General features: G+C 61.4%; 22 protein-coding genes, 1 other RNA gene and 2 pseudogenes. 16 read left to right on the top strand and 9 right to left on the bottom strand.

Annotation, left to right across the window (positions count from 1 at the left end; all coding sequences use genetic code 11):
• Positions 1-152: 152 nt before the first annotated feature.
• On the bottom strand, positions 153-758 hold the full coding sequence (locus HHL24_RS21240) for a DUF2059 domain-containing protein (protein WP_169487399.1): 606 nt from the start codon (positions 756-758) through the stop codon (positions 153-155).
• Between the two features lie 123 nt (positions 759-881).
• Positions 882-3518 carry a DNA gyrase subunit A gene (gene gyrA, locus HHL24_RS21235; RefSeq protein ID WP_169487374.1) on the bottom strand — a complete coding sequence of 879 codons (2637 nt, stop codon included), beginning with the start codon at positions 3516-3518 and terminating at the stop codon, positions 882-884.
• Positions 3519-4004: 486 nt separating this feature from the next.
• Between gyrA and ompA the strand changes: the two genes are divergently transcribed.
• The 6 genes and pseudogenes from ompA to HHL24_RS45090 form a co-directional block, all read left to right on the top strand.
• Positions 4005-4652 carry an outer membrane protein OmpA gene (gene ompA, locus HHL24_RS21230; RefSeq protein ID WP_169487373.1) on the top strand — a complete coding sequence of 216 codons (648 nt, stop codon included), beginning with the start codon at positions 4005-4007 and terminating at the stop codon, positions 4650-4652.
• A gap of 218 nt (positions 4653-4870) precedes the next feature.
• Positions 4871-5569, top strand: coding sequence for a bifunctional 2-polyprenyl-6-hydroxyphenol methylase/3-demethylubiquinol 3-O-methyltransferase UbiG (gene ubiG / locus HHL24_RS21225; protein ID WP_169487372.1), 699 nt, complete (start codon positions 4871-4873; stop codon positions 5567-5569).
• 33 nt (positions 5570-5602) lie between these two features.
• Positions 5603-6316: an HAD-IA family hydrolase gene (locus HHL24_RS21220; RefSeq protein WP_169487371.1), complete on the top strand. Its 714-nt coding sequence runs from the start codon at positions 5603-5605 to the stop codon at positions 6314-6316.
• Between the two features lie 178 nt (positions 6317-6494).
• Positions 6495-6864: a transfer-messenger RNA gene (gene ssrA / locus HHL24_RS21215) on the top strand.
• Between the two features lie 366 nt (positions 6865-7230).
• Positions 7231-7398, top strand: a complete 168-nt coding sequence (locus HHL24_RS45095) for a hypothetical protein (RefSeq protein ID WP_169487369.1) — start codon at positions 7231-7233, stop codon at positions 7396-7398.
• A 12-nt stretch (positions 7399-7410) separates the two neighbouring features.
• Positions 7411-7557: pseudogene (locus tag HHL24_RS45090) on the top strand (integrase); the annotation flags it as partial.
• Here HHL24_RS45090 and HHL24_RS44090 read toward each other — a convergent pair.
• Positions 7544-7831: pseudogene (locus HHL24_RS44090) on the bottom strand (phage portal protein); the annotation flags it as partial. The pseudogenes HHL24_RS45090 and HHL24_RS44090 overlap by 14 nt on opposite strands.
• A 410-nt stretch (positions 7832-8241) precedes the next feature.
• Between HHL24_RS44090 and HHL24_RS21200 the strand changes: the two are divergent.
• The 4 genes from HHL24_RS21200 to HHL24_RS21185 all read left to right on the top strand — a co-directional run bounded on the left by HHL24_RS21200 (position 8242) and on the right by HHL24_RS21185 (position 10561).
• Positions 8242-8427, top strand: coding sequence for a hypothetical protein (locus HHL24_RS21200; protein ID WP_169487368.1), 186 nt, complete (start codon positions 8242-8244; stop codon positions 8425-8427).
• Positions 8420-8950, top strand: coding sequence for a PAAR domain-containing protein (locus tag HHL24_RS21195; RefSeq protein WP_169487367.1), 531 nt, complete (start codon positions 8420-8422; stop codon positions 8948-8950). Before HHL24_RS21200 ends, HHL24_RS21195 begins: the two co-directional genes overlap by 8 nt.
• Positions 8947-9669: a hypothetical protein gene (locus HHL24_RS21190; protein ID WP_169487366.1), complete on the top strand. Its 723-nt coding sequence runs from the start codon at positions 8947-8949 to the stop codon at positions 9667-9669. The genes HHL24_RS21195 and HHL24_RS21190 overlap by 4 nt, the downstream gene beginning before the upstream one ends.
• A gap of 523 nt (positions 9670-10192) precedes the next feature.
• The gene (locus HHL24_RS21185; RefSeq protein ID WP_169487365.1) at positions 10193-10561 is read left to right on the top strand and encodes a COG4315 family predicted lipoprotein; all 369 of its coding nucleotides are present in this window, start codon (positions 10193-10195) and stop codon (positions 10559-10561) included.
• Between the two features lie 141 nt (positions 10562-10702).
• Here the strand turns inward: HHL24_RS21185 and HHL24_RS21180 are convergent, their stop codons facing one another.
• Positions 10703-10969 (bottom strand): hypothetical protein, encoded by a 267-nt coding sequence (locus HHL24_RS21180; protein WP_169487364.1) that lies wholly within the window; start codon positions 10967-10969, stop codon positions 10703-10705.
• A 109-nt stretch (positions 10970-11078) separates the two neighbouring features.
• Positions 11079-12158 (bottom strand): substrate-binding domain-containing protein, encoded by a 1080-nt coding sequence (locus HHL24_RS21175; protein WP_169487363.1) that lies wholly within the window; start codon positions 12156-12158, stop codon positions 11079-11081.
• A 133-nt stretch (positions 12159-12291) separates the two neighbouring features.
• Here HHL24_RS21175 and HHL24_RS21170 point away from each other — a divergent pair, with 133 nt between their 5' ends.
• The 4 genes from HHL24_RS21170 to HHL24_RS21155 are packed head-to-tail and all read left to right on the top strand — an operon-like array spanning position 12292 to position 17604.
• Positions 12292-12777 carry an NAD(P)H-dependent oxidoreductase subunit E gene (locus HHL24_RS21170; RefSeq protein WP_169487362.1) on the top strand — a complete coding sequence of 162 codons (486 nt, stop codon included), beginning with the start codon at positions 12292-12294 and terminating at the stop codon, positions 12775-12777.
• Complete coding sequence (locus tag HHL24_RS21165; RefSeq protein ID WP_169487361.1) at positions 12774-14345, top strand: formate dehydrogenase beta subunit; 1572 nt, start codon at positions 12774-12776, stop codon at positions 14343-14345. The genes HHL24_RS21170 and HHL24_RS21165 overlap by 4 nt, the downstream gene beginning before the upstream one ends.
• 14 nt (positions 14346-14359) lie before the next feature.
• A complete protein-coding gene (gene fdhF, locus HHL24_RS21160; RefSeq protein WP_169487360.1) occupies positions 14360-17338 on the top strand; it encodes a formate dehydrogenase subunit alpha in 2979 nt (992 codons plus the stop codon).
• 8 nt (positions 17339-17346) lie between these two features.
• Positions 17347-17604, top strand: a complete 258-nt coding sequence (locus HHL24_RS21155) for a formate dehydrogenase subunit delta (RefSeq protein WP_169487359.1) — start codon at positions 17347-17349, stop codon at positions 17602-17604.
• Positions 17605-17829: 225 nt separating this feature from the next.
• Here HHL24_RS21155 and HHL24_RS21150 read toward each other — a convergent pair whose 3' ends face one another.
• The 3 genes from HHL24_RS21150 to HHL24_RS21140 form a co-directional block, all read right to left on the bottom strand.
• Entirely contained in the window at positions 17830-19554 is a 1725-nt protein-coding gene (locus tag HHL24_RS21150) for an FAD-dependent monooxygenase (protein ID WP_169487358.1), read from the bottom strand.
• A 68-nt stretch (positions 19555-19622) separates the two neighbouring features.
• Positions 19623-21017: a cation diffusion facilitator family transporter gene (locus HHL24_RS21145; protein WP_230417523.1), complete on the bottom strand. Its 1395-nt coding sequence runs from the start codon at positions 21015-21017 to the stop codon at positions 19623-19625.
• On the bottom strand, positions 21014-21361 hold the full coding sequence (locus HHL24_RS21140) for an ArsR/SmtB family transcription factor (protein ID WP_169487357.1): 348 nt from the start codon (positions 21359-21361) through the stop codon (positions 21014-21016). The genes HHL24_RS21145 and HHL24_RS21140 overlap by 4 nt, the downstream gene beginning before the upstream one ends.
• Before the next feature lie 139 nt (positions 21362-21500).
• On the opposite strand from HHL24_RS21140, the gene HHL24_RS21135 reads away from it, so the two are divergent.
• A complete protein-coding gene (locus tag HHL24_RS21135) occupies positions 21501-23348 on the top strand; it encodes a tetratricopeptide repeat protein (RefSeq protein ID WP_169487356.1) in 1848 nt (615 codons plus the stop codon).
• A gap of 118 nt (positions 23349-23466) precedes the next feature.
• Here HHL24_RS21135 and tcuC read toward each other — a convergent pair whose 3' ends face one another.
• Entirely contained in the window at positions 23467-24768 is a 1302-nt protein-coding gene (tcuC, locus tag HHL24_RS21130; protein WP_169487355.1) for an MFS transporter, read from the bottom strand.
• Between the two features lie 306 nt (positions 24769-25074).
• On the opposite strand from tcuC, the gene HHL24_RS21125 reads away from it, so the two are divergent.
• Positions 25075-25599, top strand: a complete 525-nt coding sequence (locus tag HHL24_RS21125; RefSeq protein WP_169487398.1) for a GNAT family N-acetyltransferase — start codon at positions 25075-25077, stop codon at positions 25597-25599.
• Positions 25600-25753: the final 154 nt, after the last annotated feature.

Here is a 25753-nt window from a genome sequence, read left to right as displayed (position 1 = left end):
AAAAAGAAAATGGCCGTCTGCGCGTGTGCGCAAACGGCCATTATCGCATTGTCATCGCCAACCCGCCAAACCCGGCATGCCGTATAGCTCGCCGAGCGGCGGCTAGCGCGATGTCAGCGCAGCCTTTCGACCTTTAGGCTTAACTAGCTGGCTTACTTAGCCGGCTTGACCGAAGCGACTTCCTTGTCAGCCTGGTCACGCGTTGCCTTGATCGATTGCGGCATGTACTTTTGCATCAAGCCATTCACGACGTCGCGGCCAACCTGGTCTTGCACCTGGATGAACTTGCGGCCGGTCGGGCTCTTGTAGAACGCGGTCAGATCCTTGATTTCCGACGTGCTGTAGTACTTCGCGTAAGCGTCGTACTGAGCTTGCATTGCGTCCTGGCGGAAATTGTCCGTTGCGAACACTTGGCCTGCGCCGTCAACCAGCTTCGGCACTGCGTTCTTTTGCAGCGTCGGGACGGAAGCCTGCTTCTGCTTGTCCGTCATCGTCTTGTTTTCGCTCAGGGCGTCCGACAGGATAGCCGGAACCAGCTGCTTGGCTTGCATCTGGGCGCTGTTGCCGATTGCGCCGACGAGCTTCTGTGCGTCGATTGCGTCCAGCAGGTCCTTGATTGCAGCCTGCTTGGCCGGATCAACCGGTGCCGCCGCAGCAGCCGGAGCCGCCGCCGGGGCTTGGCTCTGCAGTGCTTGAGCCATAGCGAAGGTCGGCACCAGAGCAGCCAGCAACATCAGTTGTTTGAATCGTTTTTGCATCATTACTCCCTAAGAGAAATTAACTTGAACTGCGAGCTGCGCGGGATGCGTATCGGCCCGACACGCCATTGTTCCCTGCGCAGCTTTCAACCAATAACTGAGACTGAAAGCTGCCGACGCGGATCAGGCCGCACCACCGTCTTCACCGCCGTTGTCGCCTTCGGCAGGACCTTCGGTGTCGCCTTCCACATCGATATCCGCCTCCGCCTCAGCAACCTGTTGCAGACCTGAAAGCTTGGTCCCTTCGTCAAGGCTGATGAGTGTAACACCTTGGGTTGCGCGCCCCATTTCCCGAATTTCCGATACGCGCGTACGAATCAGCACGCCCGTATTGGTGATCAGCATGATCTGCGCCTCCTGATCCACCAGCGTCGCGGCGACGACCTTGCCGTTCCGCTCCGACGTCTGGATCGCGATCATTCCCTTCGTACCGCGCCCGTGACGCGTGTACTCGGTGATCGGCGTGCGCTTGCCGTAGCCGTTTTCGGTTGCGGTCAGCACCGACTGCTGCTCGTCGCCCGCCACCAGCAACGCGATCACGTTCTGACCGTCTTCGAGTTGCATGCCGCGCACACCACGCGCTTCACGGCCCATCGGACGGACGTCGTTCTCGTCGAAACGCACTGCCTTGCCCGAATCCGAGAACAGCATCACGTCGTGCTGGCCATCTGTAATGGCAGCGCCGATCAGGTAGTCGCCGTCATCCAGACCGACCGCAATAATACCTTTGCGCAACACGCGGCCGAAGGCTTCCAACGGCGTCTTTTTTACGGTTCCTAACGCGGTGCCCATAAAGACGAATTTGTCAGCCGAGAATTCCTTTACCGGCAAGACAACCGTAATCTTCTCGCCATCCTGAAGCGGGAAGATATTTACGATCGGACGGCCGCGTGAGTTCCGCGAACCTTGCGGCACTTCGTAGACCTTCACGCTGTAGACGCGACCACGATTCGAGAAGCACAGAATGTGATCGTGCGTGTTCGCGATGAACAGCGTGTCGATCCAGTCGTCTTCTTTCATCGCCGTGGCCTGTTTGCCGCGACCACCCCGCTTCTGCGCGCTATATTCCGACAACGGCTGCGATTTCACATAGCCGGCGTGCGACATGGTCACGACCATCTCTTGCGGCGTAATCAGGTCTTCGGTATTCAGCTCGGTTGCGTTCAGCTCGATCTTCGAGCGGCGCGCGTCGCCGAATTCGGCCTTGATCGACGTCAGTTCGCCGACGATGATCGCCGTAATGCGTTCCGGGCGAGCCAGAATGTCCAGCAGGTCGGCGATTTGCGCCATCACTTCGCGGTACTCGCCGATGATCTTGTCCTGCTCCAGACCCGTCAGGCGTTGCAGACGCATCTGCAAGATTTCCTGAGCCTGGGTGTCGGACAAGCGGTAGAGGCCGTCGGACTGCATGCCGAAGGACGGGTTCAAACCCTCCGGACGATAAGCCTCTCGACCGCCGGCCGACGCGTTTTCCGTCTCGGCGCGCGACAACATTTCGCGTACCAGCGACGAATCCCACGGACGCGCCATCAATTCCTGCTTGGCGATCGGCGGCGTAGGCGCGGCCTTGATGATCGCGATGAACTCGTCGATGTTGGCGAGCGCGACTGCCAGACCTTCGAGCACATGACCGCGTTCGCGCGCCTTGCGCAGTTCGTATACAGTGCGCCGCGTCAGCACTTCCCGGCGATGCGACAGGAAGCACGACAGCATTTCCTTCAGGTTCAGCAGCTTCGGCTGGCCGTCGACGAGCGCGACCATGTTCATGCCGAAGGTGTCCTGGAGCTGGGTCGCCTTATACAGATTGTTGAGAACGACTTCCGGCACTTCGCCGCGCTTCAGCTCGATCACGACGCGCATCCCGCTCTTGTCGGATTCGTCGCGGATGTCGGAGATGCCTTCGAGCTTCTTCTCGTTGACCAGTTCGGCGATGCGCTCCAGAAGTGAGCGCTTGTTCACCTGGTACGGCAACTCGTCGACGATGATCGACATGCGTTGACCGCGGTCGATTTCCTCGAAGTGCGTGAGCGCGCGCATCACCACGCGGCCGCGGCCGGTGCGATAGCCGTCGCGAACGCCGGCCACACCGTAGATGATGCCGGCGGTCGGGAAGTCAGGCGCCGGAATGATCTCGATCAGTTCGTCAATCGTGGCTTCCGGGTTTTTCAGCAGATGCTGACACGCGTCGACAACCTCGTTGAGGTTGTGCGGCGGGATGTTGGTCGCCATGCCGACCGCAATACCGGACGAGCCATTGATCAGCAGATTGGGAATACGCGCTGGCAGGATGGCCGGTTCGTTTTCGCTGCCGTCGTAGTTCGGCGTGAAGTCGACTGTTTCCTTGTCGATGTCGGCCAGCAGTTCGTGGCCAATCTTTGCCATGCGGATTTCGGTGTACCGCATCGCCGCGGCGTTGTCGCCGTCGACCGAACCGAAGTTGCCCTGACCGTCAACCAGCATGTAGCGCAGCGAGAAATTCTGCGCCATCCGGACAATGGTGTCGTAGACAGCCGTGTCACCGTGCGGGTGATATTTACCGATAACGTCGCCGACAATACGCGCCGACTTCTTGTAAGCCCGGTTCCAGTCGTTATTCAGTTCGTGCATCGCGTACAGCACGCGCCGGTGCACCGGCTTCAGGCCATCGCGAACATCGGGAAGCGCACGCCCCACGATCACGCTCATCGCGTAATCGAGATACGAACGGCGCATTTCCTCCTCTAGGGAGATTGGCAGAGTCTCTTTGGCGAATTGATCCATTATCCGTATCTTTTACGTGCCAAGGCGACGGCTTAACTTCAATTCGCCGCGCCTTCGCGTAAGCATTGCAGGCGCAACGCATCACGCGATTCTAACATGGCGCGCATCCGCTCCCGACTGGGGTACGTATACCTATTAGCAGGCGAGCGGTAACGGCGCCTGAACGCCCCGCTAGCAACTCGGGGCAGGCTCGATTTGTGCGTGGGGCAATCCGCCGCTCAGCCATGACTGGCGGTGCCTTCAGCGGATTGCTTCTGTTGCGCATGCACCACAATTGGAGGGCGATTTGATCGGGGACAGATTTTTTTATCGTTGGAAGGGAACGATATGGCAAAATGCCAACGCACAAAGAGTTAGACACTGCTCGAAGTCTACACAGCACGTTTTTTGTTCTACACCGATGTTATACTTCGAGCAATGTATGACTTGTCTTCGTCAACAGGCTCGCAGTAAACCTGCGGTAATCTCAATTTCGAGAGGAGAAATATGAATAAACTTTCAAAGCTCGCGTTCATTGCAGCTACCGCAGTTATGGCTGCATCCGCCATGGCACAATCGGTGCCGGCGTCGCGACAAGCTACGAACGACAACTGGGTGAATGGTACCGGCGAATACGTGTGGATGAACGGCACGAACGAGCTTTGCTGGCGCGATGCATTCTGGACGCCGGCAACGGCCAACGCTAAGTGCGATGGCGCCCTGGTTGCCCAGGCTCCGACCCCGCCGGCTCCGGTCGCACCTGCACCGGCTATTACGAGCCAAAAGATTACGTATCAAGCTGACGCGCTGTTCGACTTCGACAAGGCTATCCTGAAGCCGGCTGGCAAGGAAAAGCTGGACGATCTGGCATCTAAGGTCGGCGCGCTGAACCTGGAAGTCATCGTCGCAACGGGTTACACGGACCGTATCGGTTCGGACAAGTACAACGACCGTCTGTCGCTGCGCCGCGCTCAAGCTGTGAAGTCGTACCTCGTCAGCAAGGGCATCGAAGCCAACCGTATCTATACGGAAGGCAAGGGCAAGCGCAACCCGGTCACGACCGGTTGCAACCAGAAGAACCACAAGCAACTCGTCGCTTGCCTCGCACCGGATCGTCGCGTGGAAGTCGAAGTTGTCGGTACTTCGAAGCAATAAGCTACAAATTACCGCAGTATAAAAGCCCCGCTTCGGCGGGGCTTTTTTTATGCCGCTGCTACGGGCGCCGCTCGCCTTCTCCTCCGAGTGCGCGCCCGATCTGCGGGAACAGACGCGCCAGCCCCCGCGCGGCATTTTGCCGCCCCGTCGCTCGGCCTATATACTCAGGGTTTATCCTCGAGCGCCCGCTCAACGCTCTCATCGAGGCAGCTTCCGCTATGACCAACGCCGATCCCCACGAACTGCAGAAATTTAGCGACCTCGCGCATCGTTGGTGGGACCCGAATGCCGAATTCAAACCGCTGCATGAACTCAATCCGATTCGTCTGAGCTGGATCGATGCGCACGCGCATCTCGCCGGTAAAACCGTGTTGGATATCGGCTGCGGCGGCGGCATTCTGACGGAATCGATGGCGGGATTGGGGTCGCACGTGAAGGGAATCGACCTGTCGAGCCAGGCGCTCGGCGTGGCGGATCTTCACAGTCTTGAAAGCGGGGTAACCGTTAGTTACGAAGAAATCGCCGCTGAAGCACTGGCCGCCCGCGAACCGGGCACTTACGACGTCGTCACCTGCATGGAAATGCTCGAGCACGTGCCCGAACCGGCCGCCATCGTCGAGGCATGCAAGACGCTGGTGAAACCGGGCGGCTGGGTGTTCTTCTCCACGCTGAACCGCAATGTGAAGTCGTATCTGTTCGCGGTGATCGGCGCCGAATATATCGCGCGGATGCTGCCCAAGGGTACACACGACTATGCGCGCTTCATCCGTCCGTCTGAATTGGCGAGCTTCGTGCGCGCGGCCGGCCTGCGTACAGTCGACATCAAAGGTATCGTCTATAACCCGCTCAGCAAGCATTTCACGCTGTCCGCCGACGCGAGCGTGAACTACATGCTCGCCTGCCGCCGCGACGTCTGATCCGCCCCGACCTGCCCGGACTTAATCCAATCAATGAGCGATCCCACGCCCCTGCCCCAACGCGAAGACAACGACGACGCGCTCGGTCTTTGCCAGGCTGTCCTGTTCGACCTCGACGGCACGCTGGCCGACACCGCGCCCGACCTGGCGGCCGCCGTCAACAAAATGCGCCATGATCGCAGCCTCGAGATGGTGCCGCTCGAAGACCTGCGGCCGCTCGCGTCAGCGGGCGCGCGCGGGCTGATCGGCGGGGCCTTCGGCATCGGCCCCGATGATCACGAGTTCGCGTCAATGCGCGAGGAGTTTCTCGCCAACTACGAAGCAGACTTGTGCATCGAGACCACGCTGTTCCCCGGCATCCCCGAATTGCTCGACGATCTCGACGCACGGGGCGTGCGCTGGGGCATCGTGACGAACAAGGTGGCAAGGCTCACCGAGCCGCTGATCGCGCAACTGGGCCTCGAGGAACGCGCGGGCTGCGTGGTGAGCGGCGACACGACCCCGCATTCGAAGCCGCACCCCGCGCCCCTGTTGCACGCCGCGCGCGAGCTGGATGTGGTGCCGGAACGCATCATCTACGTCGGCGACGACTTGCGCGATGTGCAGGCGGGTTTCGCGGCCGGCATGAAGACCATCGCGGCGGCCTACGGTTACTGCGGCAACGACATTCCGCCGACGCAATGGCACGCGCAGCATGTCGTGCAATCGCCCGCTGAATTGCAGAAGCTGCTGCGCGATATCGGCTGAGCGCATAAGCGAACACGGCAGACACGGCGCACGCGACGAAATACAGCGTCTTGCCGCTTCGCCGCGCCAGTGCCGCAGTGCGCCGGGGGTGGCAAGACAAGAAGGCAATCAGCCAGGACGCGGCCGTTAAACTATTGTAAAATCTTCGCTGGCCCATCAGTATTGGGCAACGAACCGCGGGGGCGACCTGGTTTCGACAGGGGTTGCGAAGCGGCTAGGGCATACCGAGGACCCGTCACCTCGTTAATCAATGGGAAAAACGTAACTGCAAACGACGAAACGTTCGCACTGGCAGCCTAAGGGCCGCCGTCCTCTGCCTAGTTCACTGACGGGCTAGAGTCGCAAGACCGGTAGCAATACCGACAGAGGTCATATACGTCAGTTAAGTCTTGGCGGCGTCACGACGCCAAGGTCGAAAATCTAGTGAATCGCCGTCACGCAGCGTGTTCGTCCGCGTCGTGGTGGTTAAATCAAATGACAGAACTAAGTATGTAGAACTAGTCGTAGAGTGCTTCTGGACGCGGGTTCGATTCCCGCCGCCTCCACCAACACGTAATCCTGATCCAGCTCAGGATGTTCGAAAAACCCCGCCAACTCAAGGTTCGCGGGGTTTTTCTTTTCCTGACCCATCTATCATTGTCCTGACTAATCCGGGATACCCGGGGGTATTTCTGGCGGTACCTCTGCCGTCGCGAATACCTTGTACTCCCACGACACTATTCAACAGGTTGACGATGCCGCTGTCAGACGCAGAAATCCGCAGGAGCATGCCACGCGACAAGAAGTACAAGCTCGCCGATGGCGGCGGTATGTACCTTGAGGTGCGTCCCAATGATTCGCGCTACTGGCGCCTGAAATAACGGCACGGCGGCAAGGAAAAGCTACTGGCCCTCGGCGTATATCCAACAGTAACTTTGAAGGAAGCACGCGAGAAACGTGAAACCGCAAAAGAGAAACTCGCCAACGGCGTGGACCTAGGGAAAGTCAGAAAGGCCAAGAAGCGCTCGGCAGCGACAAACGCGGAAAATTCGTTCGAGGCGGTCGCTCGCGAATGGCACACGAAGTTCACGGCCGACCAATAGGAATCGCACGCAAAACGCAACCTGCGGCGCCTGGACGTTCATGTCTTCCCCTACATCGGTGGCCGGCCGTTCAGTTTGATCGAACCTCCGGAGGCGCTCGAAGTTCTGCAACGGACAAGAAAGGCACGATTGAAACTGCTCACCGGGTCACGTTCTTGATATTCCAGAACTCGTCGTTCGCTGTCATCTCTGCAACCGGAATGATCTGAATACCGTCTTTCTTCCCGTTTAGTGCCTACATAAACAGGCTCCAGAAATTGCCAAACCCCTTCGAGCTCTTCCGCGCCACCCGCAAATCGTCAACATCCCGTCGGTTTTACGCCGGGCTCGACGCGTACGTGATAAACCCCGCGTGGCTCCCATTCTGATAATAGCGGCGCGACAACGGTGTCGCGTTCTCGGTGAACCGTGTCGCATTGAGCACCGACATGTACGTGCCACGGCGCGTCGGCCAGCAAATTGACAACAGAGAAAGACCGGCATGAAAACCGACCTCGCAACGGTCGGTTTTTTATTTGTGAAAGATCGGTGCTCATTACCACGCGCAGCGGTAGCTTGCAAAGTGATCGAGACAGCGCTTTGAGAGTGCGCCCCCCTTCGCCTGGTTCTTTGGCAACGAATCAAAATCGACTGCGGCCGATCACACTTGCGTCGCGTGGTCGACTTACAGCGCCCCAAAACCTTTGAAGTGTCAGCTCGTTTTTCAGATGGCTCTGATAGCCCCACGCGGGGATATTGAGCAGGGTACGTGTTGGGGTGGCGTATCCGGGGCCGTGACGCCTCCTGTCCAGCGGAAGCTGGCAGCACCAATACAAGCGGCTCAATCCAGAAGGAGGCTCCAGCATGCTGGAACAGCAGAAAAACAAAACGCTCACGCCGGTTGATCTGCGTCTGAGCAACGGCGACACGATCGCACAAACATTGCATGGCCTGTTGGTCTGCGACGGCGAGCTGATTCCTCCCTTGTTTGATCCGACCTATGCGCTGCCTGAGAGCGCCGCCGCGGCTGAAGGGAGTGTCCATGCGTAAGGCTGCGGTACGGGACGGCGATCCGACGACAACAGGCGGCATAGTCATCGGCAGCTCAACCCGGATCACCGACCACGGGAAAAAGATCGCGCTGGATGGAGACGTGGCGACCTGCGGCAACTGCAAGGGAACCCACAGGATATTTGGAACGGGCAAAGGAATATCCGACAAGGGGCGCAACGTTGTTGTCGACGGTGATTCGGTACTCTGTTCATGTGGAAAGAATCGGGTGATCGTCGGTAATAATCCTGGGTACTTTATCAATTCAGACTACGGTTCGGCGGCGACGAGCAGCGCTTCAACAGTTAGCCCAACCAATGAGTCAATAGACCTACAAGCTTACGATCGGTATTTCCAACTGCTCGATCAGAATGGCAATCCCATTGCGGGAGCCCTCGTTCAAGTTCAAAACCCAGCTGGCGAAACTCAGGAAGTCACGACGACACCTGAAGGCAAAATGCCAAACATTGAAGGCCGTGACGGCGGCTCTATTAAATTGCTTCTTGCCTGTATAAAACAATGACGCCAACAACAATTTCCGCCCCGCTGACGCCGAAGGCAGATACGCGGCCTCACATCGTCAAACTCAAAGTATTCTGGAAAACAACTCGAAAATGGACAGTTGCAGATGTCGCCGATTATCAGGCTTCCGCACCTGAACTTGCCGAGCAAATTCGCACGGAGAAATATCGGTCCAAAGGTGGCGATATCCATTCCAATAGGTTCACATGTGAGGATTTTGCAGTTCGACTTCTTATTCAGTATGCAGCTTCAAAAGGCTTGCCGATAAAGCTTGTTGATGGTGTGCGCACATACAGGAATATGGAGGTCTACGGTCAACCGGCGCATGGAAAATACGATTCCAGCATGTATGGTTTCGCTGACATGGTGGAGCTAACCTATGGCGCACCCGATATGCAGCGAATCAACTCAAACTCTATTTCCCTCCCCAATGTGGACGACCTTAGGCCGGGCGATATTTTGGCGTTGACGAAGGATTTGAAGGGGCAAATGTCCCGGCGGCTAGCGCATCACATCCAACTCGTCGTTAGCACATCGAAGGACGCAATCAATATCTATCAAGGGAATTCCGACGATACAATTCATAGGCCGATAACCTGGATTAACAAAATATTAGGCCGCAATGCCGCCGACCCACAACAGCCTCCCTACGCCGGGCTCCCGATTGAGATAGGCGCGTTTTACAAGACTGGAATGGATGGGACTATCGAAATTCGATGACTGGAAGCATAAAATCTGACTATATTAAGTATTTTGATAATTACAGATGGAACTTCATGGGGTTCAACAATTGAGTGGAAATTTGAAGGCAATATTTTCAGCACTTTCCGACGATCCATCCGGGTTGGTATGGATCGTCGCAACCCTGAATCTTCTAACAATAATTTGCGGGCTTCGTGAAAATATTCGGCACGCGAAAGCTTATAAGGTGATTGTTCTTGCACAGCTTCTTATTGTGCCTATCGTTGCTGCAATGGGATTTCACTACGCGACCCAACCGCCAGCCTAAGATAGAAAGAATACAGTGGGTCCCGCGGGCTCAATCGTGCGCAGCTAATGTAGCGTTCGCCACTTCGCATGCGGAAGAACATTCGCCGCCCGCGCTTCCATCAATGGGCGGCGCTGTTCCAGCAGGCCACGCGAAACCAAGGGAATAAACGCATCCCGTCGATCGTTTATTCCGCACGCGCGCCCGCACGCCGCGTTCCGCGCGAGACCAACACCAAAATCAGGAGCCGACATCATGCGCAAGACTCTCTTCTGCCTCTCCACGCTGACTCTCCTCGCACTGCAACAGACCGCCTTTGCCGAAGCCCCGAAGATCGTCGACGGCCGCTTCGTCACCGCGGACGGCATGACGCTCTATACCTTCGATAAAGACACCACGCCCGGCGTGAGCGCCTGCACCGGCGGCTGCATGAGCTACTGGCCGGCGGCCATGGCGAGCCCGTCGGACAAGCCGTCAGGCGACTGGACCCTGATCCCCTCCGCGGACGGCAAACAGCAATGGGCATACAAAGGCCATCCGCTATATCGCTACGCGGCAGACAAGCAGGCGGGAGAAATGAAAGGGGACGGCTTCAAGGACATGTGGCATACGGCAAAGCCATAACCGATAGCCGCTGAACGACGAGGCCAGATCAGACGGCCAGATAAAGCGCCTCAAACGAAAGACGCCGGCAGCATGCCGGCGTCTCGAGCAAATCCAAAAGTGAAATACAAAACCGGAACGCGAAAGCGCCGACCCGCGCGCCTATTCGTCTTTAGGACACTGCAAATTACACCCGTTCGGATCGCCGTTGTCGCCGCGCTTGCGCATGGCTGACTTTTTGTTGGACTGGTATTTGTCCGAGGGCGCCGACGCCGCAAACGGCATCTGCGGATGTTCGGCGAGACGGAACTGATCTTGCAAGATACCGCCCGGCACACCCGGCGAATTCTGTGCGAAGGCAACCGGAACGGTGGCGAGAAGCGTACCGGCCGTCACTACCGCAGCACATGCGTGAAGAAGAACTTTCATATCGATTCAGCGCGGCAGAGCGCGCGGTTAAGGCGTAAGCGGAAGGCTAGAGATTATCCCAAACAGCCGCCCCCCGCAGCGGCGACGGCACCAAATTGTTTACAGTTGCTTACGCGGTAGTTGGGCCAAGTCCCACATCGAGATCGAGCAGCTTGCCGCAGTCGCGCGGATCGTAACCTTCAAGCTGTTCGACGCCATGCCGAAACGCGGCGCCGCGCAGCAAGCCAATTACCGTTGCGAGCGGCGCGCGCTCCAGCCGGGCGCGGTCGCAGGCGAAGTAATAGTCTTCGTCGACGATCGGAATGAAGTCGAGCCCAAAGTGATGCGCCGCCGGCTCGACGCCGAAACCCACATCCGCCATGCCGCTTGCCACGAACGCCGCGATCGCCGAATGCGTGAGTTCCGCCGACGCATAACCGTTGACCCGGTCCGGATCGACCCCGACTTTTCGTAGCGCGAGATCCAGCAGCATGCGTGTACCGGAACCGGGCTGACGATTGACGAAGCGAATATCGTCGCGCGCGAGGTCGCTCAGGCCGCTGATTCCCTTTGGATTACCTTTGCCGAGAAAGAGACCCTGCTTGCGCCTCGTCAGATGCACGAGCACGTGCCGCTGCGGATCAAGCCAGCGTCGATATGTATCGGCGCATGCCGTACGAAACTCGCCTAGCGGCAAGTGGAAACCAGCCAGATCGCATTCGCCACGGGCGAGCGCGCTAACCGCGTCCGCGCTGTCGCGGTATTTGATATCGACCGGCAGATCGTTCGCGACCAGCGCCGTCACCAGCGCCGCCACGGCGTAACCGTGCGACGCGTAGATCCGCACGTCGTCGGCGGGTGGTGCGAGCCAGCGGTTCAGTTCGCTGGCGACTTCGCTCGCGAGCGCCTGCATGTTGCCGTCGAGCCGCTCGCCGCACAGACGCTGCGCGCGCAACACGGCCTGGCCGAGCTCGGACAGCACTGAACCGCGCCCACGCTCCTTCGCGATCAGCGGACCACCCAAACGCTCCTCAATGCTGCGCAACAAACCCCACGCGTGACGGTAGGACAAACCCTTAAGCGTCGCTGCCTGCGCGATGCTGCCGGATTCGTTTACCAGCGCGAGCAGCGGCACCACGTCCGACAGGCTGGCCTCACGGCCGTCAGGGCCCTTCACAACCAGCTGCGCCTGGCACTCGATCCTGATCATATATGTTCAACTCTTTCCTATTGCACGAGGCGTATCACCCGCCTATTGTTCGGCTATCCCATATCGAATATACGAAGCATAAGTGCACGCATTATGAATAACAAGTGCATATATGACTTTGGAGGAGCCCCACTTGGACAATTCCATCGCCGTCGCGCCGGAGCCGCTCGTGCAGCGTCACGCGCAGCCGGGCATGTCGCTGCTAGCGGTACTGCACGCCATTCAGGACGAACTCGGCTACGTGCCGCCCGACACGGTCGCACCGCTCGCGCGCGCCATGAACCTGTCGCGGGCGGAAGTACACGGCGTCATCACCTATTACCACCACTTCCGCACGCAGCCCGCGGCGCCCGTCACCGTGCAACTGTGCCGCGCCGAAGCATGCCGCAGCATGGGTACAGAGGCGCTCGCGCAGCATATCGAGGCGCACACCGGCTGCCGTTTTGACGCGGAGCATCGGCATGGTGCGACGGTCGAACTGGAATCGGTGTATTGCCTCGGCCAGTGCGCACTGTCGCCGGCGCTGATGCTCAACGGCACGCTGCACGCGAAAGTCACGCCGCAAAAGTTTGACGCACTCTTCGCCGCCGCCAACAAATGCGTGGAGGTAACGGCATGACGCGCATTTACGTTCCCTGCGATTCGTCGGCGCTTGCGCTCGGCGCCGACGCCCTGGCTCAAGCCATCGAATCCGAAGCCGCACGCCGCGGCGTTGAAATCGAACTGGTTCGCAACGGTTCGCGCGGTTTGCTGTGGCTCGAACCGCTCGTCGAAGTTGCGACGGCGCAAGGCCGCGTCGGCTATGCGAACGTCGAAGAGAGCGACGTTGCAGCGCTGTTCGACGCCGGCTTTATCGAAGGCGGCGAGCACGCCCGCCGTGTCGGCGTAGTCGATGAAATACCGTATCTGAAGAAGCAACAGCGCTTGACCTTTGCGCGCATCGGCATCACCGATCCGCTTTCCGTCGACGATTACATTGCTCACGGCGGCCTCGAAGGTCTCAAGCAAGCCTTGCAAACAGACGGCGACGCCGCCTGCGAAGCGCTGATCGAATCCGGCCTGCGCGGTCGCGGCGGCGCAGCCTTCCCCGCCGGCATTAAATGGCGCACGGTGCGCGGCGCCAAAGCGGCGCAGAAATACATCGTCTGCAATGCGGACGAAGGCGACTCCGGCACCTTCTCCGACCGCCTCGTGATGGAAAGCGACCCGTACGTGCTGATCGAAGGGATGATCATCGCGGGCATCGTAACGGGCGCGACGGTCGGCTATATCTACGTACGCAGCGAATATCCGCACTCGATCGCGACGCTCGAAGCGGCGATTGCCAAAGCGCGCGCCGCCGGCTGGCTCGGCGACAGTGTGCTCGGCTCGACGGCGCATCGCTTCGAACTGTTCGTGGCGAAAGGCGCGGGCGCTTATGTCTGCGGCGAGGAAACCGCGCTGCTCGAATCGCTCGAAGGCAAACGCGGCATTGTGCGCGCGAAGCCGCCCGTGCCGGCGCTAGTGGGCCTCTACGGCCAGCCGACTGTGATCAACAACGTCATCACGCTCGCGACGGTGCCGATCATCTTCGCGCGCGGTGCGGCGTTCTATAAAGACTTCGGCATGGGTCGCTCGCGCGGCACGCTGCCGTTCCAGCTCGCCGGCAATGTAAAGCAAGGCGGTCTGGTCGAGCTGGCGTTCGGCGTCACGTTGCGTGAACTGCTATACGACTACGGCGGCGGCACGGCAAGCGGGCGCCCGGCACGCGCCGCGCAGGTCGGCGGCCCGCTCGGCACCTATCTGCCGGAGAGCCAGTGGGACATTCCGATGGACTACGAGGCGTATGCGGCAGTCGGTGCGGTGGTCGGCCACGGCGGCATCGTCGTGCATGACGACACGTCGAATCTCGCCGAACTCGCGCAATACGCGATGCACTTCTGCGCGCTGGAATCGTGCGGCAAATGCACGCCGTGCCGGATCGGCTCGACGCGCGGCGTCGAAGTGATCGGACGGATCCGCAACGGCGATACGTCCACGCGGCAAGTGCAGTTGCTGCGCGATCTGTGCGACACGATGGTGTCCGGTTCGCTCTGCGCGATGGGCGGCATGACGCCGTTCCCGGTGCTGTCCGCGCTAGACCATTTCCCCGAAGACTTCGGTCTCGATAACATACACGACCACGCGCCCAAAGCGGCTGCGGCCTGACCCAGGAGCCTCACATGTCCGATGTGCTCACCCCCCCTGCCGGCGCCTCGCAGGAAGTCCCCCTGGGGGGCGGCTGCGGCTCCGGGAACTGCGCGTGCAAATCTCAAGCACAAGCGCAACAACGCGCGCCCCGTTCGTTTTTCGACGACACCGACTACGGCACACCAGCGCGTCATGCCGACGTCGACGTGACGCTGGAAATCGATGGCCAGGCGGTGACGGTTCCGGCCGGCACTTCAGTGATGCGCGCCGCCGTCGAAGCCGGCGTCAACGTGCCGAAGCTCTGCGCGACCGATTCGCTCGAACCGTTCGGCTCATGCCGTTTGTGCCTGGTCGAGATCGAAGGCAAGCGCGGCTACCCCGCTTCGTGCACGACGCCCGTCGAAGCCGGCATGAAGGTGCGCACGCAAACCGATCGTCTGCAGTCGCTGCGCCGTAACGTGATGGAGCTGTACATCTCCGATCACCCGCTCGACTGCCTGACCTGCCCCGCCAACGGCGACTGCGAACTGCAGGACATGGCAGGCGTCACCGGCTTGCGCGAAGTGCGCTACGGATTCGACGGTGCGAACCACCTGAAGGACAAGAAGGACGAATCGAATCCGTACTTCACGTACGACCCGTCGAAGTGCATCGTCTGCAATCGCTGTGTGCGCGCGTGCGAAGAAACGCAAGGCACGTTCGCGCTAACCATCGCCGGACGCGGTTTCGAATCGCGCGTCGCCGCGAGCGAAAACAAGCCATTCATGGAATCGGAGTGCGTGTCGTGCGGTGCGTGCGTCGCCGCGTGCCCGACCGCGACCTTGCAGGAAAAGACCGTCATCATGCTCGGCCAGGCTGAGCATTCCGTGGTCACCACGTGCGCGTATTGCGGCGTGGGATGCTCGTTCAAGGCCGAGATGAAGGGCAACGAGGTCGTGCGGATGGTGCCGCACAAGAACGGCCAGGCCAACGAAGGGCACGCGTGCGTGAAGGGCCGCTTCGCATGGGGCTATGCGACGCATAAGGACCGCATTACCAAGCCGATGATCCGCGCGAAAATCACCGATCCGTGGCGCGAAGTCAGCTGGGAAGAGGCGCTCAGTTACGCGGCGTCGGAATTCCGCCGCATTCAGGCGAAGCACGGCCGCGATTCGATCGGCGGCATTACGTCGTCGCGTTGTACGAACGAAGAAACGTATCTGGTGCAGAAGCTCGTGCGCGCCGCGTTCGGCAACAACAACGTCGACACCTGCGCGCGGGTCTGCCACTCGCCGACCGGCTACGGCCTGAAGGCCACGTTGGGCGAATCGGCCGGCACGCAAACCTTCGCATCCGTCGACAAAGCCGACGTGATCATGGTGATCGGCGCAAACCCGACCGACGGCCACCCGGTGTTCGGCTCGCGTATGAAGCGTCGCATCCGTGAAGGCGCGAAGCTGATCGTCGTCGATCCGCGCCGCATCGATATCGTCGATACGCCGCACGTGAAGGCCTCGCATCATTTGCAATTGCGTCCGGGCACCAACGTCGCGGTGGTCAATGCCCTCGCGCATGTGATCGTGACCGAGGGGCTGCTGAACGAAGCGTTCATCGCCGAGCGCTGCGAAACGCGCGCGTTCGAGCAATGGCGTGCGTTCGTCGCCCTGCCCGAGAACGCGCCGGAAGCGACAGAAGAACTCACCGGTGTGCCCGCCGCATCCATTCGCGAAGCTGCCCGCATCTATGCTACCGGCGGCAATGCGGCGATCTATTACGGCCTCGGCGTCACCGAACACGCGCAAGGCTCGACAATGGTGATGGGCATCGCGAATCTCGCGATGGCGACCGGCAACATTGGCCGCGAAGGTGTCGGCGTGAACCCGTTGCGCGGTCAGAACAACGTGCAAGGTTCGTGCGACATGGGCTCGTTCCCGCACGAACTGCCCGGCTATCGCCATATCAGCGATTCAATCACGCGCGCGCTGTTTGAAGAAGCATGGAACGTGACGCTGCAGCCCGAACCGGGCCTGCGCATTCCGAACATGTTCGACGCCGCCGTGCACGGCACCTTCAAGGGCCTGTACTGCCAGGGCGAAGACATCGTGCAGTCCGATCCGAACACGCATCACGTTTCGGCGGCGTTGTCGTCGATGGAATGCATCGTCGTGCAGGACATTTTCCTCAACGAGACCGCGAAGTACGCGCATGTGCTGCTGCCGGGTTCGTCGTTCCTCGAAAAGGATGGCACCTTCACCAACGCGGAGCGCCGCATCTCGCGCGTGCGCAAGGTGATGCCACCGGTGCCGGGTTACGCCGACTGGGAAGTCACGGTGATGCTCTCTCGCGCGCTCGGGTACGAGATGGATTACGCGCACCCGTCGCAAATCATGGACGAGATCGCGCGTCTCACGCCGACTTTCCACGGCGTGTCGTACAGGAAGCTCGACGAGCTCGGCAGTATCCAGTGGCCCTGCAACGAGAACGCGCCGGACGGTACGCCGACCATGCACATCGACACCTTCGTGCGCGGCAAGGGTAAGTTCGTGATTACGAAATTCATCGCAACGCCGGAAAAGGTCACGCGTAAGTTCCCGCTGCTGCTCACTACGGGTCGCATCCTGTCGCAATACAACGTGGGCGCACAGACGCGCCGCACTGAGAATTCGCGCTGGCATGACGAAGACCGGCTGGAGTTGCATCCGCACGACGCAGAAGAACGCGGCATCAAGACCGACGACTGGGTTGGTATCGAATCGCGCGCGGGACAAACCGTGTTGCGCGCGAAGGTGACCGAGCGGATGCAGCCGGGCGTCGTCTACACGACGTTCCACTTCCCCGAATCGGGCGCGAACGTGATCACCACCGATAGCTCGGACTGGGCCACCAATTGTCCCGAGTACAAGGTGACCGCGGTGCAGGTGATGCCGGTCGAACAACCGTCGCAATGGCAGCAGGACTATTCGCGCTTCAACACGGAGCAGCTCGATCTGCTGAAGCAGCGCGAGTTGGCCAACGCGACGTCAGGTAAGTGAGGCAAGCCATGGACAATCAGAATCTGATCGACATGGCGAACCGGATCGGCGATTTTTTCGATTCGATGCCGGATCGCGAAGAAGCGCTCGCCGGCGTCGCCGACCATATCCGCCGCTTCTGGGAGCCGCGTATGCGACGCGCTTTGCTGGCGGCGCTCGATGAGCCGGACGCGAATGGCATCGAGATGTCGGGCATCGTTAGGGAAGCGCTCGTCAAGCATCGTGACGGGCTGACGCCGGCTGCAGCGACTGCGGCTGCGGTGTAAGCGAAGGCCGCTTTTGGCTGGCGGATGCAACGCACAGGGCGAGTTCGCGTCAGGGGCGCCTCATCGGCCGCAACTCGCATTTCGTCACGCTGACGCCTTACAACGCCGGCCCGTCCCTTGCGGCTCACATCTGAGGCTCACGCGGTCGGCGGCGCTGGGACACGCCTCGCCGACCCACTTCATCCGCCAATTTCACAGGCTCGCCTCGTACCTCGCAGGCCCTCCTCACAGCGCCGCCTGCTCCGGTATCACCCCACCCACCGCGAACCACGCTTCGCAGTGCCGCAGCAAGCCGTGCAGATCGGATCCCGTGCGCCCGCGCGCGCTGATGTAGCCGTCCGGCCGCACCAGATAGAACGACGGCCGCGTGCGTCCATAGGATTCGGACAGCGCCGGGCCGCCCTCGCCGCTCGTATCGGTCACGCGCCAGATGCGCACCGCGCCCGGCAACAATCTCTCGACTTCGATCGCCAGTCGCTCCAGTTCCGGGTCCGGCGGCGGTGCGTGTTTCGCGGCTGGATCAAGTGGTGTTTCGTCGACGGGCAGCGGCGGGACCAGCAGGAACAACGAGAAGAACGCCGGATCGTGCAGATCGAAAATGCAACCGACGCGCGGCGCGCGGCCAAGCGGCCCATCCACCACATGCACCAGCGCATCCGGTGCGCGCTCGCCGGCACGCGGGCCGCCGTCAAGCAGACGTTCGAGCGTCAGCGGACTTCGCCGATACTGGACCGACAACTCGCTGATGGTCATACGCGCCGCATCGCGCAGCGGACCGAGCGCGGCCAGCACCGGCATCACGCGCTCGCGTAGCAGTTTCAGCGGTCCGTGATCGGCCTCGGCCATATGCGTGATGAAACCCGTTTGCCGCAGCACGTCGCGCTCGATCGGATGCCGCTCCTGGTGATACGTATCGAGCAGGCGGTCAGGCGCCGCGCCTTTCAGAACGCGCGCGAGTTTCCAGCCGAGATTGAACGCTTCCTGAATACCCGTGTTCATTCCTTGCGCGCCGGCCGGGCTGTGTACGTGAGCCGCATCCCCCGCGAGGAAAACGCGGCCGATGCGCAGCCGCTCCACCATCCTGCTGTTCAGATGGAAACGCGACGACCATGCCAGGTCCGACACGTCGACGCGTTCCCGCACGCGCCGGGCAATCAGCGCCTTGCATTCGGCGAGCGACGGCGGCGAAACCTGGTTGAGGGGCGGTTCACCGAGCACGGCGGGCGTGGCCGGCGCCGGGACCGTGGCCGGTTCGGCTGGATGATCCGCAATCAGACGATGACGGCCATGGCCCATCGGAAATAGCGCGACGAGACCCTCGCCCGACGCGAAGATATGGAATTCGTCTTCGGGCCAATCGGTTTCGGCATGCACGTCGGCAAGCAGGAATGTCTGCTCGAAGGTGTTGCCCACAAAGCTCAACCCGAGCCGATGACGGATCGTGCTGTGCGCACCGTCAGCGGCGATCATGTACGACGGACGTATCGTCTCCGTGTGACCGTCTGCCCGCCGCAACGTCGCCTGCATGCTGGCGGAACCCTGCGAGAACATCGTCAGTTCAACGCCGCGCTCGACCGTCACGCCGAGCGTCGCGAGATGCTCCGTCAGCAAACGTTCGGTCACGGATTGATCGAGAAACAGCAGATACGGATAGCGGGTGCGCAGCGGATCGAAATCGAGACGCGCGAGACGCATGCCATTGGAAAAAAGATTGGCGATACGCGCGCGATGGCCGAGTTCGAGAAACGGCTCGATTAGCCTGTGCTGTTCAAACAGCTCGAGTGTGCGCGCCTGAATGCCGATGGCCCGCGAGTACGGGTTCGGTTGCAGCGCCTTGTCGATCAGACGCACGGGGATGTGGGCACGCGCCAGACTCATCGCCGCGGCGAGCCCGGTCGGACCCGCCCCGACGATCAGCACCGGCGACATATCGTGTGCGGCAGCGTCCATGCGGAACTCCGGAGACAACAGGACGTTCTAGTGTACGCCGCCGATAGTCCGCTCAACGGTGCGCTGCATCAATCACGAGGATGATCCATCGGGCATTGATGCTCGGTGGTGCCGAGGTCGACTTGCAGCGTCGCGTGTTGCATCGAAAAACGTTCGCGCAGTGTGATGACGATGCCGTCGATCGACTCGTCGCCGGGATGGCCTGCCGGCATCACCAGATGCGCGCTGAGTGCATTGCCGGTGGTCGACAACGCCCATACATGCAGGTCGTGCACGTCGGTGACGCCCGGCTGTTCGGCGAGATAGTCGCGGATATGCTGCAGGTCGACGCCGGGCGGCACGGCGTCGAGCGCCATGCGCACCGAATCGCGCAGCAGGCCCCACGTGCCATACACCACCACTGCGACCACAGCCAGGCTCATCACCGGGTCGAGCCACGTCCAGTTGGTATAGAGAATGACGAGGCCGCTGATCGCGACCGCGGCGGAGATGCCGGCGTCCGCGGCCATATGCAGGAAAGCCCCGCGAATGTTCAGGTCATCTTTCTGGCCGCGCATGAACAGCCACGCCGAGAAGCCGTTCACCACCACGCCGACCGTCGCGACGACGAACACCACCCATCCCGCGACCGGTGCGGGGCTCATCAGGCGCCCGATCGCTTCGGCGACGATCACGCCGCACGCGAACAGCAACAGTCCCGCGTTGGCGAGCGACGCCAGGATCGACGAACTGCCGTAGCCGAACGTATAGCGTGCCGACGGACGGCGCGTGGCGAGCCAGGCTGCGCCCCAGGCGAGCAGCAGGCCGAGCACGTCGGAGAGATTGTGGCCGGCGTCGGCGAGCAACGCTGTGGAGTGCGCGATCACGCCGTAGACGGCTTGAACCACTACGATCGCTGCGTTCAGTGCGACGGCGAGTGCGAAGGCGCGGCCGTGGCCTGCGACCGGTGCGTGGGCGTGGTGATGGCCGGCGTGGTTGTGGGCGCCGTGGTTGTGGCCGGCGTGCTTGTGGCCGGCGTGGCTATCGTGACTGTGGTCGTGGCTCTGCCGGCCGTGGCTGTCGTGGCTGTCGTGGCTGTGGTCACTGTGACTCTGCCCGCTGTCGCTATCGTGGCTGTATGCACTGTGGCTTTGCCCGCTGTGGCTATCGTGGCTGTATGCACTGTGGCTTTGCCCGCTGTGGCTGTCTGCATCGTGGCTGTGAGCGTGGCCGGCGTCGGCGCCCTCGTCGTGCGAACCGTGCACGTGTGCAGCGTGGTCCTGCGTGCCGCGCTCATGAGCATCGTCGGCATCGGAACGAGCCGCGCCGTGGCCATGCCCGTCTTGACCGTAAGCACCGCGCTCCTTCTCCTCGACCCGCGCATCTTCGCCATCGATCCCGTCGAATTCCCCATCAAGCCATACCGGCGCGTGGTCATCCTCGCGTTCTTCGGCGCCCCGGCTCGGGGTGGTGGTTTTCTTCATGACGGGTCCACAGGAAATTCGCCGGCTGGCTCAGCCACATGCTCGAGCATGCCGGCCAGCATCGCGCTGATGTGACGGTCGGCGGCAAGATAGAACACCTGCTTGCCCTGCCGCTCCGCGCGCACGATCCGCGCCGCGCGCAACAGCCGCAGATGATGGCTCACCAGCGACGGCGACAGGCCCAGCCCCTCCGCAATCGCGCCAACCGCACGCCGCTCGTCGACGCACGCGAGCACGATACGTAAGCGCGTCGGGTCGCCGAGCAGGCGAAACAGGTCGGCCAACGGCACGATCGTCTCCACCGGGCGGTCTTCGAAAGTGACAGGCGAAGTAGCGGAAACCATAGCAAGCGGCATCATTGACGCACATATGAACAGGTATTCACATGTTATATATATCGAGACGACAGGTCAAATCGGAGGGCGGCCCGGCGAGTGTGGGAAAATGCAGCGTTCGTCCTACCCGAAATCCCATCCCTCCGTCATGCAACAAGTATTTGACCGCGCTTTCGCGGCGCATCGTGACGGCCGCCTCGACGACGCCGAACGCGGCTATCGCGCGACGCTCGACGGCAATCCCGTGCACGTCGATGCGTTGCACCTGCTGGGCGTCCTGCGCCACCAGCAGGGCCAGCACGCCGAAGCCGCCGAGCTCGTGCGGCGCGCGGTGAACCTGCGCCCAGAAGATGCCGCACTGCAGCTGAACCTCGGCAATGCGCTGAAGGCGCTGGGCCAGATAGACGACGCCATCGAACAGTTCCGCAATGCGCTCACGCTGGCGCCGTCCTTCCCGATGGCGCACTACAACCTGGGCAATGCGTACGCATCGGTAGGCCGCCACGAAGACGCCGCTGATGCCTTCGAGAAGTCGTTGCGCCTGCAACCGAACGACGCCTCGTCGCATAACAATCTCGGCAACGCGTTGCATGCGCTCGGCCGTCATACGGAAGCGATCGCATCGTTCCAGCGCGCGCTCGAACTGCGCCCCGGGCACGCGGGCGCGCTCAACAACATGGGCATGTCGCTGAACGCGCTCGATCGCGCGGACGAGGCGATCCCGCGCTTTCAGGCGGCGCTGGCAGCCGAACCGCGTTTCGTCGCCGCGCACTTCAATCTCGCCAATACGCTCGACGCCACCGGCCGCCACGCAGAAGCGGTCGCCTCTTTCCAGGCGGCGCTCGCCTTGCAGCCGAACCTGCCGCCCACCATCTTCGGACTCGGCAACGCGCTCGCGGCGCTGGGACGCCATGCGCAAGCGCTGCCGTATCTCGAGCGCGCGGTCGGTCTCGATCCGCAATTCGCGATCGCGTGGCTGAGCCTCGGTACAGCACATCAAGCGCTCGGCGCGCACGCCGCGGCAGTGCGGGCCTTCGATCAGGCGCTGCGCTTGCGCCCCGATCTCGCGTCCGCGCACATGAACCGCGCGCTGGCCTGGCTCGCGTTGCGCGATTTCGCGCATGGGCTGCCGGAATACGAATGGCGGCTGCAAACTACCGCGCAGCCGGTCATCCAGACGTTGCCGCGCTGGCATGGCGAGCCGATCGACCAACGCACGCTCCTCGTCCATGCCGAGCAGGGTTTCGGCGATACGCTGCAATTCGTGCGCTTTGTGCCACTGGCCGCGCAGCGTGCTGCGCGCGTTGTACTCGAAGTGCAGCCGCAGCTGCTGCCGCTGCTTGCACCGGCCGCGCAAGCCTGGCGCGTAACGCTGATCGCCCAGGGCACACCGCGTCCAGCGGCGGATCTGCAATGCCCGTTGCTGAGCTTGCCGCTCGCGCTCGGCACAACCTACGACACGATTCCCGCCCGCACGCCCTATCTCAGCGCACCGCAGGCTTACGGCCGCAAATGGCGTGGTTCACTCGGCGGTCACGCGAAGCGCAAGATCGGCATTGCGTGGTCAGGACGCATCCAGCAGAACGAAACCCGTTCGATGCCGCTCGCCGCGCTCGCGCCGCTGTTCGCGCTCGAAGGGATCGACTGGATCGTGCTGCAACCTGAACTGAGCGCCGAAGAACGCGCGGCGCTCGACGCGCACCCGCGCGCGGCGTCGATTCATCGCCTGGACAAACGGATCGGGGATTTTGCGGATACCGCAGCGATCATCGAGCGGCTCGACGCGGTCGTGTCGATCGATACGTCGATCGCTCACCTCGCCGGCGCCCTGAAGAAACCGCTGTGGCTGATGCTGCCGTTCGCCGCGGATTGGCGCTGGTTCGTCGGCGAGACGCGCACTCCGTGGTATCCGGGTGCAACGCTGCTGCGCCAGCCGCAACCCGGCGCGTGGGACGACGTGGTGGAGGCAGTGGCAAACGAATTGCGCCGCGGTTAGCGAGGCCAGGCTCATCGAAACCCGTTGCCGTTGCGACTCCCAAGAAAAAACCCCGCGCTCGTGTGAGAACGCGGGGGTTTTATTTGTCCGGATGAACGGTGAACCTTAAGCTTACCCTTTAAGCCGTTCGATACTGATTGCGCGACTCCGGCGTGCGATACAGCACCAACGTCGCGATCAAGCCGCAAATCGCCGCCACGCCCAGGAACAGGCCCGGCGCTGCCTTGTTGCCCGTGGTGTGAATCAGCAGCGTCGAGATGGCCGGCGTGAAGCCGCCGATCGTCGTAGCAAGGCTGTAGGCCAGCGAGAAACCGGCGGTCCGCACTTCGACCGGCATCACTTCGGTCAGCGCCACCACCATCGCACCGTTATAGCTGCCGTACAGGAACGACAACCACAGCTCGACCGCCAGAAGGCGAACGAACGACGGCTCGGCAACCAGCCATTGCAGCGCCGGATATGCGGTGATGATCGTCAGAATCGTGAAGGCCAGCAGCACCGGACGGCGGCCGATGCGGTCCGACAATGCGCCCGCGAGCGGCAACCAGACCAGGTTCGACAAACCGATACAGACGGTGACGACGAGCGTATCGATCGACGACAGCTTCAACACTTCCTTGCCGAAGGTCGGCGTGTAGGCCGTGATCATGTAGAACGACACGGTGGTCATGATGACCATGCCCATACCGCCCAGCACGATGCCCCAGTTCGCGGCCATCGTCTTCATGATCTCGCCCATGCTCGGATGATGCTTGCGCGCCTTGAATTCCTCGGTTTCCTGCAACGAACGGCGAATCAGGAACAGGAACGGCACGATCAGGCAGCCGATCAGGAACGGCACGCGCCAGCCCCAGGCTGTCATCTGGTCAGCGGGCAGTACTTTGTTGAGCACCACGCCGATCAGCGCGGCGAACACCACTGCAACCTGCTGGCTGCCCGACTGCCACGCGCAATAGAAGCCCTTGTTGCCCTTGGTGGCGATCTCCGACAGATAGACCGACACGCCGCCCAGTTCGACCCCGGCGGAGAAGCCTTGCAGCAGCCGGCCGAACAGCACGAGCGCCGGGGCAAGTACACCGATGGTCGCGTAGCCTGGAATCGCGGCGACCGTGAGCGTGCCGAGCGCCATCAGGCCGAGCGTAAGGATCAGGCCTTTGCGCCGGCCGTGATGGTCGATGTAGGCTCCCAGCACGATTGCGCCAAGCGGGCGCATCAGGAAACCCGCGCCGAATACCGACAGCGACAGCATCAGCGAGGCGAATTCGTTGCCACTCGGGAAATAGGTCTTGGCAATCGCGGACGCGTAATAGCCGTAGACCATGAAGTCGTACATCTCAAGAAAGTTGCCGCTGACCACACGGAAAACTGTCTTGACCTTGGATTCTTGTGATGAGGAAGCGGCGTGTGACGCAGTAGACATGACACTCTCTGATTAGCCCGTCGCCACGCAGACTGGCGGCGCTCAGGCAGTTGAAACGATCCACTGCGTTCGGCAAGCGGATGCCACAGGCAATTTAATAGAACGCGCCGGGGGCGCTGCATTTTCATTCTGAATGCATTCGCGCGGTATCAGGGTAAACGTTGTGAAACCGCCGGCAGCCACAACACGTAATGTTACCGTTCATGGCACCGTCGCGCATTCCATACAGTTTCATTACAGATGGCGCTGGCTCACCCTTGCGGTAAACTTTTTGCAGACAGGCAATTCGCGTTGACCACCATTTCGATGCAAACCTCCCGCGCACTTTCGCTGCGCCCTGCGACTCTCGCGGATGCAGCACTGATCGCCTCGATCCATAGCACCAGTTGGCAGGCGACCTATCGCGGCCTGCTGCCGGACGCATTTCTCGACGGCGAAGTGACGCGGGAGCGCGCCGCCTATTGGGAAGCGCGCCTGCGCGCACCGGGCGGCGAGCGCCGCATCGTCCTGATCGCCGAACTCGCGGGCGAGCCGATCGGTTTCGTCTGCGTCGAACAACAACCGGAGTCCGCGTGGGGTGTCCTGCTCGACAACCTGCATGCGCTGCCCGGGCACCAGGGCATCGGCGCAGGCAAGCTTTTGATGCGCGCAGCCGAAGACTGGGCTCGCGCGCAAGGAGAGACGCAGTTGTACCTTTACGTGCTTGAAGGCAACACACCGGCGATCGGTTTTTACGAGAGACAAGGCTGGCAGTTCGTCGGCGCCGAACCGGATCATATGGGCGGCGTGGATATTACTGCATTGCGCTACGTGTACCGGCTGGATCGATAAACCAGGCGCGCCAGGTTTGATCGTCATCCAAGGCTGCTCCGATTCAGGACGTAGCGACCCGACGGGAACTGTCCCCGCATCGCCTGAATATTTGCCGAACGCATTTGCTACGGTCCCGCTACGCGATTCCACCGCAGGATCGGAGCGCAAAAAA

It is taken from the genome of Paraburkholderia polaris (assembly GCF_012927345.1).
GTDB lineage: Bacteria > Pseudomonadota > Gammaproteobacteria > Burkholderiales > Burkholderiaceae > Paraburkholderia > Paraburkholderia polaris.
Note: the sequence above shows the minus strand (reverse complement) of the source record. Positions and strands in the feature narration are given on the sequence as shown.

Excerpts from the sequence above, each read along its gene's own strand:
- fdhF (WP_169487360.1), top strand. The coding sequence starts at position 14,360 with ATGTCCGATGTGCTCACCCCCCCTGCCGGCGCCTCGCAGGAAGTCCCC.
- HHL24_RS21200 (WP_169487368.1), top strand. The coding sequence starts at position 8,242 with ATGCTGGAACAGCAGAAAAACAAAACGCTCACGCCGGTTGATCTGCGT.
- HHL24_RS21150 (WP_169487358.1), bottom strand. The coding sequence starts at position 19,554 with ATGGACGCTGCCGCACACGATATGTCGCCGGTGCTGATCGTCGGGGCG.
- HHL24_RS21240 (WP_169487399.1), bottom strand. The coding sequence starts at position 758 with ATGCAAAAACGATTCAAACAACTGATGTTGCTGGCTGCTCTGGTGCCG.
- tcuC (WP_169487355.1), bottom strand. The coding sequence starts at position 24,768 with ATGTCTACTGCGTCACACGCCGCTTCCTCATCACAAGAATCCAAGGTC.
- HHL24_RS21145 (WP_230417523.1), bottom strand. The coding sequence starts at position 21,017 with ATGAAGAAAACCACCACCCCGAGCCGGGGCGCCGAAGAACGCGAGGAT.
- ubiG (WP_169487372.1), top strand. The coding sequence starts at position 4,871 with ATGACCAACGCCGATCCCCACGAACTGCAGAAATTTAGCGACCTCGCG.
- HHL24_RS21165 (WP_169487361.1), top strand. The coding sequence starts at position 12,774 with ATGACGCGCATTTACGTTCCCTGCGATTCGTCGGCGCTTGCGCTCGGC.
- HHL24_RS21155 (WP_169487359.1), top strand. The coding sequence starts at position 17,347 with ATGGACAATCAGAATCTGATCGACATGGCGAACCGGATCGGCGATTTT.
- HHL24_RS21195 (WP_169487367.1), top strand. The coding sequence starts at position 8,420 with ATGCGTAAGGCTGCGGTACGGGACGGCGATCCGACGACAACAGGCGGC.
- HHL24_RS21125 (WP_169487398.1), top strand. The coding sequence starts at position 25,075 with ATGCAAACCTCCCGCGCACTTTCGCTGCGCCCTGCGACTCTCGCGGAT.
- gyrA (WP_169487374.1), bottom strand. The coding sequence starts at position 3,518 with ATGGATCAATTCGCCAAAGAGACTCTGCCAATCTCCCTAGAGGAGGAA.
- HHL24_RS21175 (WP_169487363.1), bottom strand. The coding sequence starts at position 12,158 with ATGATCAGGATCGAGTGCCAGGCGCAGCTGGTTGTGAAGGGCCCTGAC.
- HHL24_RS21140 (WP_169487357.1), bottom strand. The coding sequence starts at position 21,361 with ATGGTTTCCGCTACTTCGCCTGTCACTTTCGAAGACCGCCCGGTGGAG.
- HHL24_RS21135 (WP_169487356.1), top strand. The coding sequence starts at position 21,501 with ATGCAACAAGTATTTGACCGCGCTTTCGCGGCGCATCGTGACGGCCGC.
- HHL24_RS21185 (WP_169487365.1), top strand. The coding sequence starts at position 10,193 with ATGCGCAAGACTCTCTTCTGCCTCTCCACGCTGACTCTCCTCGCACTG.
- HHL24_RS21220 (WP_169487371.1), top strand. The coding sequence starts at position 5,603 with ATGAGCGATCCCACGCCCCTGCCCCAACGCGAAGACAACGACGACGCG.
- ompA (WP_169487373.1), top strand. The coding sequence starts at position 4,005 with ATGAATAAACTTTCAAAGCTCGCGTTCATTGCAGCTACCGCAGTTATG.
- HHL24_RS21190 (WP_169487366.1), top strand. The coding sequence starts at position 8,947 with ATGACGCCAACAACAATTTCCGCCCCGCTGACGCCGAAGGCAGATACG.
- HHL24_RS21180 (WP_169487364.1), bottom strand. The coding sequence starts at position 10,969 with ATGAAAGTTCTTCTTCACGCATGTGCTGCGGTAGTGACGGCCGGTACG.